Origin of the sequence: Sinosporangium album (genome assembly GCF_900100605.1) — a bacterium.
GTDB classification, from domain to species: Bacteria; Actinomycetota; Actinomycetes; order Streptosporangiales; family Streptosporangiaceae; genus Sinosporangium; species Sinosporangium album.
This window is the reverse complement of record NZ_FNCN01000037.1, coordinates 1-14,357: the sequence shown is the minus strand read 5'-3', so window position 1 is coordinate 14,357 and position 14,357 is coordinate 1. Positions and strand designations below refer to the sequence as shown.

12 protein-coding genes are annotated in these 14,357 nt (G+C 69.6%); 9 read left to right on the top strand and 3 right to left on the bottom strand.

Annotation, left to right across the window (positions count from 1 at the left end; genetic code table 11):
• Positions 1-31: 31 nt before the first annotated feature.
• The 6 genes from BLQ73_RS26200 (at position 32) to BLQ73_RS26175 (ending at position 10,450) form a co-directional block, all read left to right on the top strand.
• A complete protein-coding gene (locus BLQ73_RS26200; RefSeq protein WP_093174437.1) occupies positions 32-316 on the top strand; it encodes a ferredoxin in 285 nt (94 codons plus the stop codon).
• Positions 317-501: 185 nt separating this feature from the next.
• The gene (locus tag BLQ73_RS26195) at positions 502-1,248 is read left to right on the top strand and encodes a thioesterase II family protein (protein ID WP_093174508.1); all 747 of its coding nucleotides are present in this window, start codon (positions 502-504) and stop codon (positions 1,246-1,248) included.
• Positions 1,248-3,467 (top strand): aminodeoxychorismate synthase component I, encoded by a 2,220-nt coding sequence (gene pabB / locus BLQ73_RS26190; protein WP_093174435.1) that lies wholly within the window; start codon positions 1,248-1,250, stop codon positions 3,465-3,467. Before BLQ73_RS26195 ends, pabB begins: the two co-directional genes overlap by 1 nt.
• Positions 3,448-8,559 carry a type I polyketide synthase gene (locus BLQ73_RS26185; protein WP_218126023.1) on the top strand — a complete coding sequence of 1,704 codons (5,112 nt, stop codon included), beginning with the start codon at positions 3,448-3,450 and terminating at the stop codon, positions 8,557-8,559. Before pabB ends, BLQ73_RS26185 begins: the two co-directional genes overlap by 20 nt.
• Before the next feature lie 50 nt (positions 8,560-8,609).
• Entirely contained in the window at positions 8,610-9,608 is a 999-nt protein-coding gene (locus BLQ73_RS26180) for an ATP-binding cassette domain-containing protein (protein WP_093174433.1), read from the top strand.
• Positions 9,605-10,450, top strand: a complete 846-nt coding sequence (locus BLQ73_RS26175; protein WP_093174431.1) for an ABC transporter permease — start codon at positions 9,605-9,607, stop codon at positions 10,448-10,450. The genes BLQ73_RS26180 and BLQ73_RS26175 overlap by 4 nt, the downstream gene beginning before the upstream one ends.
• Positions 10,451-10,692: 242 nt before the next feature.
• On the opposite strand, the gene BLQ73_RS26170 is transcribed toward BLQ73_RS26175, so the two are convergent.
• Positions 10,693-10,890 (bottom strand): DUF397 domain-containing protein, encoded by a 198-nt coding sequence (locus BLQ73_RS26170; RefSeq protein ID WP_093174429.1) that lies wholly within the window; start codon positions 10,888-10,890, stop codon positions 10,693-10,695.
• Positions 10,881-11,720: a helix-turn-helix domain-containing protein gene (locus tag BLQ73_RS26165; protein WP_275936325.1), complete on the bottom strand. Its 840-nt coding sequence runs from the start codon at positions 11,718-11,720 to the stop codon at positions 10,881-10,883. Before BLQ73_RS26165 ends, BLQ73_RS26170 begins: the two co-directional genes overlap by 10 nt.
• A 510-nt stretch (positions 11,721-12,230) precedes the next feature.
• On the opposite strand from BLQ73_RS26165, the gene BLQ73_RS35150 reads away from it, so the two are divergent.
• The 3 genes from BLQ73_RS35150 to BLQ73_RS31730 all read left to right on the top strand — a co-directional run bounded on the left by BLQ73_RS35150 (position 12,231) and on the right by BLQ73_RS31730 (position 13,616).
• Positions 12,231-12,668: an ATP-binding protein gene (locus BLQ73_RS35150; protein WP_093174425.1), complete on the top strand. Its 438-nt coding sequence runs from the start codon at positions 12,231-12,233 to the stop codon at positions 12,666-12,668.
• A 261-nt stretch (positions 12,669-12,929) separates the two neighbouring features.
• Positions 12,930-13,202: a putative ATP-grasp-modified RiPP gene (locus BLQ73_RS35145; protein WP_093174423.1), complete on the top strand. Its 273-nt coding sequence runs from the start codon at positions 12,930-12,932 to the stop codon at positions 13,200-13,202.
• A gap of 15 nt (positions 13,203-13,217) precedes the next feature.
• Positions 13,218-13,616 (top strand): MvdC/MvdD family ATP grasp protein, encoded by a 399-nt coding sequence (locus tag BLQ73_RS31730; protein ID WP_143020447.1) that lies wholly within the window; start codon positions 13,218-13,220, stop codon positions 13,614-13,616.
• Positions 13,617-13,656: 40 nt separating this feature from the next.
• On the opposite strand, the gene BLQ73_RS26150 is transcribed toward BLQ73_RS31730, so the two are convergent.
• A partial coding sequence (locus tag BLQ73_RS26150) for an IS3 family transposase (protein WP_143020446.1) occupies positions 13,657-14,357 on the bottom strand: 701 nt, incomplete at its 5' end.

Genomic DNA, 14,357 nt, shown 5'->3' with positions numbered 1-14,357 from the left:
AGCCGACCGCGGGGACCACGAGGAGACAAGCATGCGCATAAGCGTCGACAGCGACCGCTGCGTTGGGGCGGGGCAGTGCGTGCTGTCCGCGCCCGAGGTGTTCGACCAGGACGCCGAGGGGCTGGTCACCGCCCTCACGTTCGCGCCCGACCCGGGCGAGCGCGACGCGGTACGGCAGGCCGTTGAGCTGTGCCCCTCCCACGCGATCACCGTGCACGACCACGGCCAAGGTCACAGCCAGGGCCGCGACCACGACCACGGTCAGGGCCGCGAAGACGGCCGAGGTCACGACGGCGTCGTCGTCGACGACGGCTGAGCCGGGTGTCCGGGCGCGGCGGGGTCCCGCAGCCGCGCCCGGCGCCTAGCGACCGGTCCCATCGAACCGGTCTGACCGGTCCGACGGGACCGGTCAGACCGGTTCTCCCAGTCCGCCCGGGCTTCCCCAGGTTCAGCCCCGCAAGCACCACCCTCCCTGTGAAAGGACCGACCTCTGTGAACGGCATGGGCAATCCCGCGGCCCTATGGCTGCGGCGTTTCCATCCGGGAGCGTCCGCTCCCGTCCGGCTGGTCTGCTTCCCCCACGCGGGCGGATCGGCGAGCTTCTACCGCCCTGTATCCACACACTTCTCCCCCGGGGTCGACGTGATCGCCCTGCAGTATCCCGGGCGGCAGGACCGGCGCAGAGAACCCTGCGTGGAGGACATCGGCGTTCTGGCCGACCTCATCACCGATGAGCTGCTCGGTCTGGAGGACAGACCCACGGTCTTCTTCGGCCACAGCATGGGTGCGGTGCTGGCCTTCGAGACGGCGTGGCGGCTGGAGCGGAAGGGGACCCACGCCCCGAGGGCGCTGGTCGCCTCGGGCCGCAGGGCTCCGTCGACGACGCGCGCCGAGACGGTGCACAGCCGTGACGACGAAGGCGTCATCGCCGAGCTCATGCTGCTCAACGGCACGAACGTGCGCCTGTTCGACGACGACGAGATCATGCGCATGGCGATGCCGGCGATCCGCGGCGACTACCGCGCCATCGAAAGCTACGCGTGCGTTCCCGGCCGCAGGGTCCGCTGCCCGATCACCGTGCTCACGGGCGACGCCGATCCGCGGACGTCGCTCGCCGAGGCGAGGGCATGGGAGGGCCACACGGACGGGGCTTTCCGGTTCGCGGTGTTCTCAGGCGGCCACTTCTTCCTCAGTGAGCACCAGCCGGCGGTGTGCGAGGAGATCGCGCGCGAATTCGAGGCGCTCTGATGCGCACGCTGCTCGTCGACAACTACGACTCGTTCACCTACAACCTTTTCCATTACCTGGCCGAGGTCAACGGGCGGGAGCCCGAGGTGATCCGCAATGACGACCCGGCCTTCCGGCCGGAGCTCCTCGACGAGTTCGACAACGTGGTCCTGTCGCCCGGCCCGGGCACACCGCACCGGCCCGCCGATTTCGGGCTCTGCGCGCAGATCGCCGAGGAGGGCCGGGTGCCGGTGCTCGGCGTATGCCTGGGGCACCAGGGCATGGCTCTCGTGCACGGCGCGGAGGTGGAGCGAGCGCCGGCACCGCGCCACGGGCGCTCCTCCCTGGTACGGCACAGCGGCACCGGCCTGTTCGAGGGGCTGCCTCAGCCCATGGAGGTCATCCGCTACCACTCGCTCGCGGTCACGCGGCTTCCCTCGCACCTGGAGCCGACCGCCTGGGCCGCCGACGACGGCGTGATCATGGCGCTGCGCCACCGCGGACTGCCTCTGTGGGGGGTGCAGTTCCACCCGGAGTCCATCGGGACGGAGGCGGGGCGCCGCCTGCTGTCCAACTTCCGCACGTTGACCGAGCGCCGCGCGCTGCGCCGCAGGCCGTCCCCCACCCCCGCGGCGAGGGCGTCGGAGCGGGCGGTCGGCGGCGGTGACCGTACGGCGCGGTGTCTGCGGGTGCTGGTCGAGCACCTCCCCACCCGCTTTGATCCCGAAGTGGTCTTCGATCGGCTCTTCCGCTCCGGCAGCCACCCTTTCTGGCTCGACAGCAGCAGGCCGGGCGGGGCGCTCGGGCACATCTCGGTGATGGGCGACGCGTCGGGGCCGCTGGCCCGGGTGGCGACGGCGGACGTGTCGCAGGGGACGGTGACCGTGGCGGCGGTAAGCAAGGGAGGAAGCGAGGGGGGAAGCGAGGGGCAGGTCGTCGACAGTGCGTTCCTGGACTGGCTGGATCGCGATCTGCGGTCGATACGGGTGGACACGCCCGATCTGCCGTTCGACTTCGCGCTCGGCTGGGTGGGCTGCCTGGGCTACGAGCTGAAGGCCCAATGCGACGGCGAGCGGGCGCACCGGTCGCCCGACCCCGACGCCGTCATGGTTTTCGCCGACCGTGCGGTCGTCTTCGACCACCGTACGCAGACCACGTATCTTCTCGCTCTCGCCGACGAGGGCTCCGTGCCCGCGGCCCGCGCGTGGCTCGACTCGACGTCGTCGGCGCTCGCGGCGCTGGCGGGCCTGGCTCCCGCTCCCTGCGGCACGCCGCCGCCGCACGGCGGGGGCGCGCTGCGGCTCAGGCATGACCGTGAGGCGTATCTCAAACTCATCGACGCCTGCCACGAGGAGATCCGCGCGGGTGAGAGCTACGAGGTGTGCCTCACCAACATGATCGAGGCCGAGACAGACCTCGACCCGTGGCACGCCTACCGCTACCTGCGGCGTGTCAGCCCCGCCCCGTTCGCGGCGTTCCTCGACTTCGACGGGCTCGCGGTGCTCAGCACCTCCCCTGAGCGCTTTCTCCGTATCGACCGGTTCGGGACCATGGAGTCCAAGCCCATCAAGGGCACCAGGCCCCGCGGCGCCGACCCGGCCGGGGACGCTCTCATGGTCGCCGACCTGCGGACCAGTGAGAAGGACCGCGCCGAGAATCTCATGATCGTCGACCTGGTGCGGCACGACCTCGGGCGGTGCGCCGAGGTCGGCACGGTCACGGCCGACCCCGTCTTCCAGGTGGAGACCTACGCGTCCGTCCACCAGTTGGTGAGCACGGTTCGGGCGCGGCTGCGGGCCGACGCGGGCCCGGTGGCCGCGGTGCGGGCGGCCTTCCCCGGGGGTTCGATGACGGGAGCGCCCAAGATCAGGACCATGCAGATCATCGACCGGCTCGAAGCGGGCCCCCGCGGCATCTACTCGGGGGCCATCGGCTACTTCTCCCTGTCGGGGGCCGTCGATCTGAGCATCGTCATCCGCACGGTGGTGTTGAGCGGCGACCGGCTGCGCTACGGGGTCGGCGGCGCGATCACGGCGCTGTCGGACCCGGCGGACGAGTTCGAGGAGACGGTGGTAAAGGCGGCGCCGCTGCTGGCCCTGCTCGCCGCCGAGATTCCCAGGCACAAGTCCGCGCCGGCCGTCGCCACGGCGTCGGCGGTGTGGCCGCCCCGCGGCGGGGCGCCGCTGAACCACTCGATGGCCGGCTTTCTGGGGAGTGCTGGTGTCCGTCCATGCCGGTGACTACACGTTCGATCCGTCCGACTCCAATGATCCATCCCATTCCGGCCCGGGGTTGAGCGGCTACACGCTGCCGGGGGTCTTCAGTACGGCCGTCGGCCTCGCCCCCGACGCCGTCGCGCTGATCGACGGGGATCGCGCGTGGACGTGGCGGCAGTGGAGCTCGGAGGTCGACGCCCTGGCCTGCGCTCTGCAGGACCTCGGGGTGGGCGTGGGCGATGTTGTGGCGGTGCAGCTTCCGAACCGCTGGGAGTTTCCGACGCTGCACCTGGCGGCGGCGTCCGTCGGTGCGGTCACGATGCCCGTGCACCAGGGCAACGGCACCGCCGACACGCTGGCGCTGCTCGGCCGTGTGGAGCCCGTGGTCTTCGTACGGCAGGGCGGCGCGGAGCGGGCTCCCGCCGTACGGGACCTGATGTCGCGCGTACCGTCGCTGCGGGCCGTGGTGGTGGCGGGCGAGGGCGAGGACGGGGCCACCACCGTGGACGGTCTGCTGGCTACGTGGGCGGGCCGTGTTCCCCGTGCGGTGGAGGTGCGGCCGGACATGCCGTTCGTCCTGATTCCGTCGTCGGGGACGACGTCGGCGCGGCCGAAGATCTGCCTGCACAGCCACGACGGCCTGCTGTCGAACATCGCGGCCGTCACCCAGGAGGGAGCGGACGCCTTCAGCGACGCGGTCATCACGGCCTGCCCTCTGACGCACCTGTTCGGGCTGCAGTCCATGCACGCGGCGCTGTTCACCGCCTGCCCGCAGGTCATGCTGCGGAGCTGGGACCCCGACCGCTTCCTCGCGCTGGCGGGCCAGGCCAAGCCCAGCCTGGTCGTCGCGGTGCCGGCGCAGCTCCACGACATCGTGGCCGCGCTCAGACGGGACCGCTCGCCGGCGGGATTCCGCCCGCGTGAGGTGCGGACGGCGGGGGCGGCGATACCGGCGGCGCTCGCCGCCGACGTGCGCGCGGCGCTCGGCACCGACCTGGTGGTGGTGTGGGGGATGTCGGAGGTCGGCACGGGCACCTGCACCCGCGCCGGCGACACCCGTGATCCCGGTGATCCCGGTGACCCCGGTGACCCCGGTGACACGGCCCCCGGGTGCGTGGGCCGACCGACGCCGGGTGCGCGGGTCCGGATCGCGGGAGGCGACGGCGCCGAGTGCGCCGCAGGAGAACCGGGCGAACTGCAGTTCCGCGGGCCGGGAATGTTCCGCGGCTATTACCGCGAACCCGAGTTGACCCGCGCGGCGGTCACGGACGACGGGTGGCTGCGCACCGGGGACCTCGCGAGCCTCGACGCGGACGGCAGGGTCGTCTTCCTCGGCAGGGCCGCCGAACTGATCAACGTGGGTGGGCGGAAGTTCAACGTCACCGAGATCGAAGGGCTGCTGGCCGGACTTCCGGACGCGGGCGCACTGGCCGTGGTCGCCAAGAAGGATCCGCGTCTCGGCGAGTACCCCTGTCTGGTCATGACGGGCCGGACCGACCTGGCGCGGGTCACCGAGTTCCTGCGCGAGCGCGGCGTGGCGGACTACAAGATCCCGCTTGAGCTGGTGGCGGTCGGCGAGCTGCCGCGCACCCCCGCGGGCAAGCTGCATCGCCGGGCCCTTGAGGACATGCTCGACGCCGCCGCCGCGCCGCGCGCCCAGGCACGGCCCCGCGGCCTCGGCGAAGCGCTCGACCTGGTGCGTGCGTGTGTCGCCGAGGTGCTGGGCCGCGACGCCGACCAGGTCGACGCCGAGGAGGCGTTCCGCGCCCAGGGGGTCGACTCGGCGGGAGCCGTACGGCTGCGCGCGCTGCTGGCCGAGGCGACGGGCCTGCCGCTTCCCGTGAGCCTCCCCTACGACCACCCCCATCCGATGGCGGTGGCCCGGGTGCTGGCCGGGCTGGACGAGAGCGGGTCCGACCGTACGGCGGACGCCGGCGGCGCGTGGGAGGAGCCGATCGCGGTGGTCGGGATGGCGTGCCGCCTCCCCGGCGGGGTCGCCTCCCCCGATGACCTGTGGGCGCTGGTCTCGCGCGGCGGCGACGCCATGTCCGGCTTTCCGGAGGATCGGGGCTGGGACCTCGCGCGGCTGTTCGACGACGACCCCGATCGTCCCGGCGCGTCGTACGCGCGGGAAGGCGGATTCCTCCACGAGGCCGGGCATTTCGATGCGGGCTTCTTCGCGTTCTCGGACCGTGAGGCGCTCGCCACCGATCCGCAGCAGCGCCTGATGCTGGAGACGGCGTGGGAGGCGCTGGAGCAGGCCGGGATCGACCCGGCGGCGCTGCGCGGCAGCCGTACCGGCGTCTTTGCGGGGGCGATGTACCGCGACTACGCCACCGGCGCTCCTCCCCCGGAGTTGGAAGGGCTGGTCGGGCTGGGCACGGCGGGCGGGGCGCTGGCGGGACGCGTCTCCTACGCGTTCGGTTTCGAGGGCCCGGCGATGACCGTGGACACGGCGTGCTCGTCGTCCCTCGTGGCCCTGCATCTGGCGTGCCAGTCGCTGCGCGCGGGCGAGTCGTCCGTGGCGCTCGCCGGGGGCGTCGCGGTGATGGCGACACCGGCCCCGTTCGTGGAGTTCTCGCGGCTGCGGGCGCTGTCGCCGTCCGGCCGGTGCAGGTCCTTCGCCGACGCGGCGGACGGCGCGGCGTGGTCGGAGGGCGTCGGGCTGCTGGTGCTGCAGCGGCTGAGCGACGCCAGGCGCGACGGCCGCACGGTGATGGCGCTTGTGAGGGGGTCGGCGGTCAACCAGGACGGCGCGTCGAACGGGCTGGCCGCTCCGAACGGCACCGCCCAGCGGCGTGTCGTCCGTGCGACCCTGGCCGCGGCGGGGCTCGCCGCCGCCGATGTGGACGCCGTCGAGGGCCACGGCACGGGCACGGCGCTCGGCGATCCGATCGAGGCGCACGCCGTACTCGCGACGTACGGCGAGGCGCGTCCGGCGGGCAGGCCGCTGTGGCTGGGGTCGGTGAAGTCCAACATCGGGCACGCCCAGGCCGCGGCGGGTGTCGCCGGGGTGATCAAGATGGTGATGGCGATGCGGCACGGCGTGCTGCCGAAGACGCTGCATGTCGACGCGCCGTCGAGCCACGTGGACTGGTCGGGCGGGTCGGTGCGGCTGCTGACCGAGGAGCGGCCGTGGCCGGCGCCGCCCGGAGGGGCGCGCCGCGCGGGCGTGTCGTCGTTCGGGATCAGCGGCACCAACGCCCACGTGGTGCTGGAGGAGGCGCCCCCATCCGAGGCCGCGGGCCGGACCGGGCCCGTGGGCGCGGCTGTGGGCGCGGTTGTGGCGTGGGTGCTGTCGGCGCGCGGCGAGCCGGCGCTGCGGGCGCAGGCACGCCGCCTGGCCGGCCACGTGGAGCAGCTCCCCGAGCTGCCGGTCCGCGACGTGGCGTACGCGCTGGCCACGACCCGCGCCCGGCACGACCACACGGCCTTCGTCGTGGGGGCCGACCGGGACGAGCTGCTGACGGGCCTCGCGGCGCTCGGCGAGGGCGCCCCGATCCGGAAGGCGCAGGGGCGGAAGGGCCCCCGCACGGTTTACGTCTTCAGCGGGCAGGGCAGCCAGCGGCACGGCATGGGCCGCCGGCTCGCCGAGGTCTTCCCGGTATTCGGCGCGGCACTGTCCGAGGTGTGCGCGGCGCTGGACCCCCTGCTGGAACGGCCGCTCACCTCTGTGATGTGGGGAGATGAGCATGCGAAGCTCCTGGAGAGCACCGCTTACGCCCAACCGGCACTGTTCGCCTTCGAAGTCGCGCTGTTCCGGCTGTTCACATCGTTCGGCGTGACACCTCACGCCTTGGTGGGGCATTCCATCGGGGAGATCGCCGCCGCGCACGTGGCGGACGTCCTCTCCCTGGAAGACGCCTGCACCCTCGTCGCGGCGCGCGGGCGCCTGATGGGCGCCCTCCCCGAGGGCGGCGCGATGCTGGCGGTGCGCATGGCGGAACGCGACCTGCTGCCGTGGCTCGGCGGCCTCGCCGGCAGCGCATCGATCGCGGCGGTGAACGGTCCGCGCGCCGCCGTACTGTCCGGCGCGGAGGCACCGCTGCTGGACCTCGCCGACCGGATACGCGCCGCCGGGCACAAGACCACACGGCTCGCCGTCAGCCACGCGTTCCACTCGCCCCTGATGGACCCCATGCTGGCCGACTTCCGCGAGGCGGTCGGCCCGCTCGCCTTCGCCGCGCCGGCCATCCCCGTGATCTCCGGCCTCACCGGCCGCCCCCTGACCGAGCAGGAGGCCAAGAACCCCGACCACTGGGTACGGCACGCGCGCCTCCCCGTGCGCTTCCTCGACGCGATCGGCCACCTGCTCGACGAGCGTGCCGAGGTGTTCCTGGAAGTCGGCCCCACCGCCCCGCTCACGCCGATGATCGAAGAGTGCGCCGCGGGAACCCGTCGCCTCCGGCCCGCCGCGGTGGCCGCCCTGCCCGGGCGGCACGCGGACGAGGAACGCGAGGTGCTCGCCGCGCTCGCGCGGCTGCACCTCGACGGGGTGGACCTGTCCTGGTCGGCCGTCCTCCCGGGGGCGCGGCCGGTGCCGCTGCCCACCTACCCCTTCCAGCGCCGGGCATACTGGCTCACGAGCGGCACCCAGGTCGCGTACGGCACCGCCCCGCGCACGCCACCCGTCGCGCCACCGCGCGCGGAGTACGGCGGCGCGGCGCTGCTGGACCTGGTCATGGCGGAGACACGCGCCGTGCTCGGCGGCGCCGTACCGGCCGGGGACGATGCCGACCAGCCGTTCTCGGACATGGGCGTCAACTCGGTCAACGCGATCGAGCTTCGCGACCGGGTCAGCGCGGCGACCGGCGTCGCGCTTCCCGTCACCCTCGTGTTCGACCACCCCACGCCCGCGTCCGTGGTGAGCCTCCTCCGGCGCGACCTCGCACCCGACACTACGCCCGACACCGCGCCCCCACGTACGGCGGCCGCCCTGCTGGACGAACTGGAGGCGCTGCTCGACGGCGGCCCTCCCCTGGACCCGGACGACGCCGCGCGGCTGCGGGGCCTCGCGCGTCGCCTCGGTGCCGGCCCCGGGAACGGCCCGGGCGGCGTCGACCTCGACGCCGCCTCCGACGAGGACCTGTTCCGGCTGATGGACGGCGCGGGCTAGCCCCGGTGGCCGCAGGGCTTCGCCGTACGGCTTCGCTGAAGGAGAAACCGATGATCACCCCAGCCGCGTCTCCCCGGCCGAACGGAGACATCGCGATCGAGGCGCAGGAGGTGACCAAGGTGTTCGGCGCCGTGCGCGCCCTCGACAGGGTGAGCCTCTCCGTCCGCAGAGGCACCGTCCTGGCCCTGCTCGGCCACAACGGCGCCGGCAAGACCACACTGGTCGGCGTCCTCACCGCAGCCGTCCCGCCCACATCCGGCCGCGCCTACGTCGCCGGGTTCGACGTGGCGCGCAAGCCCCGGGAGATCCGCCGGCGGATCGGCCTCACCGGCCAGTTCGCCTCGGTCGACGGGCAGCTCAGCGGGCGCGACAACCTCATCCTCATCGCCAGGCTCCTCGGCGCCGGGCGCAAGGCTGCCGCGGCGCGAGCCGACGACCTGCTCGAACTGTTCGCCCTCACCGACGTCGCGGCGCGGCGGGCCCGCACCTACTCCGGGGGACTCCGCAGAAGGCTCGACCTCGCGGCGGGCCTCGTCGGCCACCCCGAGGTCGTCTTCCTCGACGAGCCGACCACCGGTCTGGACCCGTCGAGCCGACTGGCGCTGTGGGAGATCGTGGAGAACCTGGTCGCCGAAGGGACCACGGTCCTGCTGACGACGCAATACCTCGACGAGGCGGACCGGCTGGCCGACTCGATCGCCGTGCTGTCCTCCGGAGCGCTGATCGCGGGCGGCACCGCCGCCGAACTGAAGGCCAGAGTCGGCCGGCGGACCGTGGTCGTCACCCTCGACGGGGCGCACACCGCGGCCGTCGCCGCCGAGGCGCTGCGGCGGGCCTCCATGGAGCCGGTCGCCGGCCCGGACACAGGCGTGATCGTCGTGCCCATCGACGCGTCGAAGGACATCGCCGCGGTGGTCAGAGCACTCGACCACGCGGGTGTCGAGGCCGAAGAGCTGTCCTTCCGCGAACCGAGCCTCGACGACGTCTACCTCACCCTGGCCGGCCACCGGCCGCATCCCGCCCGCCTCGTGCAAGGAGCGGACGCGTGACCGCGACGACACCCACCCCTCCGGCCTCTCCGGCCGCCCCGGCCTCTTCGACCTCTCCGGCCTGGAAGGGCAGTTCGCCCCTCCTGCAGATCCGCGTCCTCACCGCGCGATCCATGCGCTCGCTCGCCACCGACCCGGGCGTGATCCTGTTCGGGCTGCTGCAGCCAGTGGTCATCCTGTTCGTCCTCACACAGGTCTTCAGCAAGATGGGGCCGCCGCCGCACTTCCCCGCAGGGGTGAGCTACCTGGACTACGTCCTGCCCGCGGTGCTCGTCGACAACGCCATCCAGGCGGCGGTCCAGTCGGGGGTGGGGCTGGTCGACGATCTAAAGAACGGGATCGTGGCCCGCCTGCGGTCGCTGCCCATCGCGCCGAGTTCGCTGCTGGTCGCGCGGAGCATGACCAATCTGGCGCGCAGCACCGTACAGGCTGTCGTGATCATGGTGCTGGCGATCGGGGTGCTCGGCTACTCGCCGCGCGGCGGCCCGGCCGAGGTGGCGGCGTCCGTGGGGTTGACGCTGTTCATGAGCTGGGCGCTCGGGTGGGCGTTCATCGCCGCGGGGGCATGGCTGCGGCGGGCGGAACCGATGCAGAACCTCGCGCTCGTCGCGGTGCTGCCGCTGATGTTCGTCTCCAGCGCCTATGTGCCCGTGGCCGACCTGCCCGCATGGCTGGCGGCGGTCGCCCAGGTCAACCCGCTGACGCACGCCATCGACGCGACACGTGCCCTCGCGCTCGACATTCCGGGGGCGGGAGCCGTACTGCCCGCGATGGTGATCAGCGGGGTCGTCGCGATCGTTTCAGCGGCGCTGGCGGCGGTGGGGTTCCGGCGCCCGATGTGATGCCGGGGAATGACCCGGCACCTACCTCAGCCGCACGGGCCTGAACTGCCCCACCGACCCCCCTCATCCCAGAGCCAGAGGCCCCCGCTGGAGGCAATGTTCTAGGCCCCAGCCACAAAGCGGCGAGCACTTGCGGACAGAGATCCCTCGGGCTGCGCTTCAACCGCGTAGCGGATAGCTGATCTGCGAACGATGGGCTGACCTGGCAGAACAGCTCTGGCCAGCCAACCCTTATCGTTACATCAGTCGAATTCTCCGTGCTTGACTCCCGCGATGAAGGCCCTCCACTCGTCGGGCAAGAAGATCAGCTTGTGACCGTCGGGGTCCTTGCTGTCACGGACCGCGATCACGTTCGGGAGGTTGGCAGCGACCTCTACGCACTGACCCCCGTTAGAGGCAGAGCGCGTTGACTTCCGCCATACAGCAGCGCTCAGGTCCATTCCCGCTTCACGTCCTTGATCATCTTAAGTGTTACATGTTCAGGATAGGCCCAACCTCGTATGGCCTCATACCGGTTCCACACCGACGTTACGAGGGCGTGGTCTGTGGTCACATGCCCGACGGTCGAAGAATCGGAGTGAACTACGTCGGGCTCCCCGCCAGGCATTTCAGCGATCATGAACGGCCCTGTGAAGCCAGCCAGGCAGTGTTCATCGACAACTTGGAGGGAGACACAGGGCCGCTCTGAGATTTCGACTAGATACGCCAGTTGTTCAGCCATCACCTGGGCATCGCCGACCGGGCGGCGAAGGACTCCGACGTCCATTAGGACTAGCAACAGAGGAGGCTCTTCCTTGTCGAGGATCTCGCGCCGCTGTAACCGTGCCTGAAGCCTCCTCTCCACCTTCTCCTGACTGATGCGCGGTTCCTGACTGAGCACGAACCTGGCGTAGGCCGGAGTCTGCAACAGACCTGGAACTAGGAGAGGGTCCCAGGACCGGATGACGACGGCGGCGGGTTCGATCCTGTCCGCCCACGATGCGAACCAAATGGGGCTGCCCGGCGACGTGATATTTCGGTATAGACCGACAAAATATTGCCTTTCGGTCGTCCCGAACAGATCATCCAACTTCTCTGCGTCAGCCTTTGACGGGGTCCGCTTGGCAATCTCCAAGCGGCTGACCTGCGTCTGCGAACATCCCAGACGGGTTGCAACGGCCTCCTGTGAAAGCTGTGCCTTTTCGCGAAATCGGCGCATCTCGGAACCGAAACGCGCCTGCGGCGTCTCTGGGGACGCGGGGGCTCCTTGTTCACTTGCCGCCTTCCTCAGATCGGTGAGTTGGTCTCATCGTGCGACTATGCCGGTCCTAGGTCAATGCCAAACCGCACCTGTCCTTGCTTGGCGTGAACTGGTTTGGGGTTCAGCCTGCATATCTGACCAGTTTGGCAGCACCCTGAGTTATGTCATGCCGCACCAAGGAGGCAGGTGAATCCAGAAGCCATAGACCATACCTAGGCAGAATAGTGATCAAATATGCATTACCCTACGATCTTGATCACTAGCAACATGGAAAGGCAGAGCGATGAACCGGCGAGAGAGCGAACACCAGTACATTCACCTTATGCGAGTGGCTTGGGAGCTTCGCACGATGGCATGCGTAGCGGTTGAACTCGCCGAGCGTGAAACGCCAGTTCTTCTGGTCCGATGTAGAGAGGGGCACCTCAGGGGCAGGGCCTACGCAAGGGGACGAGACTGGTACTTGGCGTGGGGCCGTAGCAAGTTTCAGCGGATCAAGGCCTTCGACGAGAACCCCCCTAAACGGACCTGGCAGGCCGCCCAATGCTGAGAACTTCCTACTTATTACGCTCGGTTTTCTGGCAAGAAATCGACACGCGGGACTTTCCCGGAACAAGGGTTACGGTTTCGGAAACTCGGCGCTGGCTGCGTGACCAGACGTTAGGTGCCGCTCCCGCCCCCGCGCTGGATAGTGCCATCCTTGCCCTATCTGAACTCGTAACGAACTCGATCGTCCATTCCCAGTCTGGGCAATCATCTGATGGGCGGATAACGGTCCGTCTCGCTCGATCTGCTGGAGCGTTGCATGTCGAGGTCACAGACAACGGTTCATCGAAGAGTAAGCCCACTGTACAGCTCCCCACCTCGACCCGCAGTAACGGACGTGGACTCTTGCTCGTGGATCAAGTCGTGGCTTTCTGGGGCGCTCATGACGGCGACAAATCACGCATGATGGTGTGGTTTCTTGTTGATTGGGCATGATTGAGAGGCCTCAACCTCAGCCCCTCGGCCTCGCTTTGAGTGATGCACTAAAATACGCTCGAAGCGAGGCCGTAAGTCACGCTCACGCATTGCCGCCTGGATACCAAAATTGGCATAGCAAGTCCTATGGACAGCATGATCTCCCCTTCGTAGAGTTCCCGTTGTCAGGATCGAACACCCAGATAGGAGGCATAGCCAATTTGTGCATAATCTCGTAGCGTGCCGACGCCAATCGGCTGGATACCGTAGAAGGGAAGCAAGATGAATGACTCACCCGTGGTCCCATGGGGCATTTCTCGCATGGCCCCATTTCCGCCGCCCGACGGGATAGCCCCTAACTACCGTGTCGTGCTTGACCCTGTCACGCAGGCAGGCAACTGGGTGGACCCTATGGGGCAAGTCATCGAAGCCGGGAAGCATGGGACTAACGTCAACAAGTCCACCGCAACCCAGCCAGCGGGACCGGACGGTGGGGACGGTAAGCCGCCCCCACCCGCAAAGCCCGACTCCGTAACCGACCACGTACCGGACTGATCATTGCAGTCACCAGTGCTGGCGGTCACGTGTCTGGATGACCCGACTGCTGATCTCGTGTTGGTCGAACTGCACGACAGGGGCATCCCGGTCGTGCGGTTCGACCCGGGGGCTGACTTTCCCGGTGATTCACTGGTGAACGCCCATTTCGGAGTTGAGGGTATGTCGGGTTCGATCACTACAGCGACACGCCGCGTCAACCTCACTGATGTGCGGTCGGTGTACTGGCGAAGGCCGACGCCCTTCCGGCCATCACCATACTTGGACGAACAGACCGGCCGCTGGGTGGCGGATCAGTCTCGATTCGGCCTTGGGGGTGTGATTGCCGCGTTACCGGGTGCGCTCTACGTCAATCACCCCTGGCGCGTTCGCGACGCCGAGTACAAGCCCATGCAGCTCGTTACTGCTGCTTGATGTGCCCCGAGGTTTCCGGACAGCTTAGTTAGTGGTCAGTTCACGCTGCCTGCTGCCGTTCCAGGTACTCGCCGTAGACCTGCCGCGGACTCCGATACCCCAACGCGGAATGGCGACGCCGGGAATTATACCAAAGCTCTATGTAGCGCGCGATGTCGCGCCGTGCATGCTCACGAGTGGGATATTCAGTGCGATGAACCCGCTCGTTCTTCAAAGCGGCGAAGAACGACTCGGCCAACGCGTTGTCGAAGCAGCTCCCCGTTCGCCCCAATGACTGCCTCAGACCGTGCCGGCGTAAAAACTCCGCGAACCTCCGCGAGGTATAGTTGCTGCCACGGTCTGAATGGAAAACCGTTCCCTCGGAGAATCCGATGTTCCGGGCGGCCATGTCCAGCGCCCGCTCGATAAGCGGGGTCCGGTAATCGTCGCCGACGGCCCACCCGACGACCGCCCTGGTGAAGCAGTCGATAACCGTGGCCAGGTAGACCCAGCCCTCCCAGGTCTCTATGTAAGTGACGTCACCGACCAGCTTCCGCCCCGGCGTATCGGCGGAGAAGTCGCGCTGCACCAGGTCCGGAACGGCACGCCCGCCGCCGTCCGACTCAGTCAGGCCGACCCGCCACGGCCGCGGTTGGCAGGGCTGAAGGCCCAGCTCACGCATCAGAGACCTGATCAGCTCGGGGCCGGCCTGCACTCCTCGGGCGACCAGATCGGCGTGCACGCGCCGGTAGCCGTAGGTCC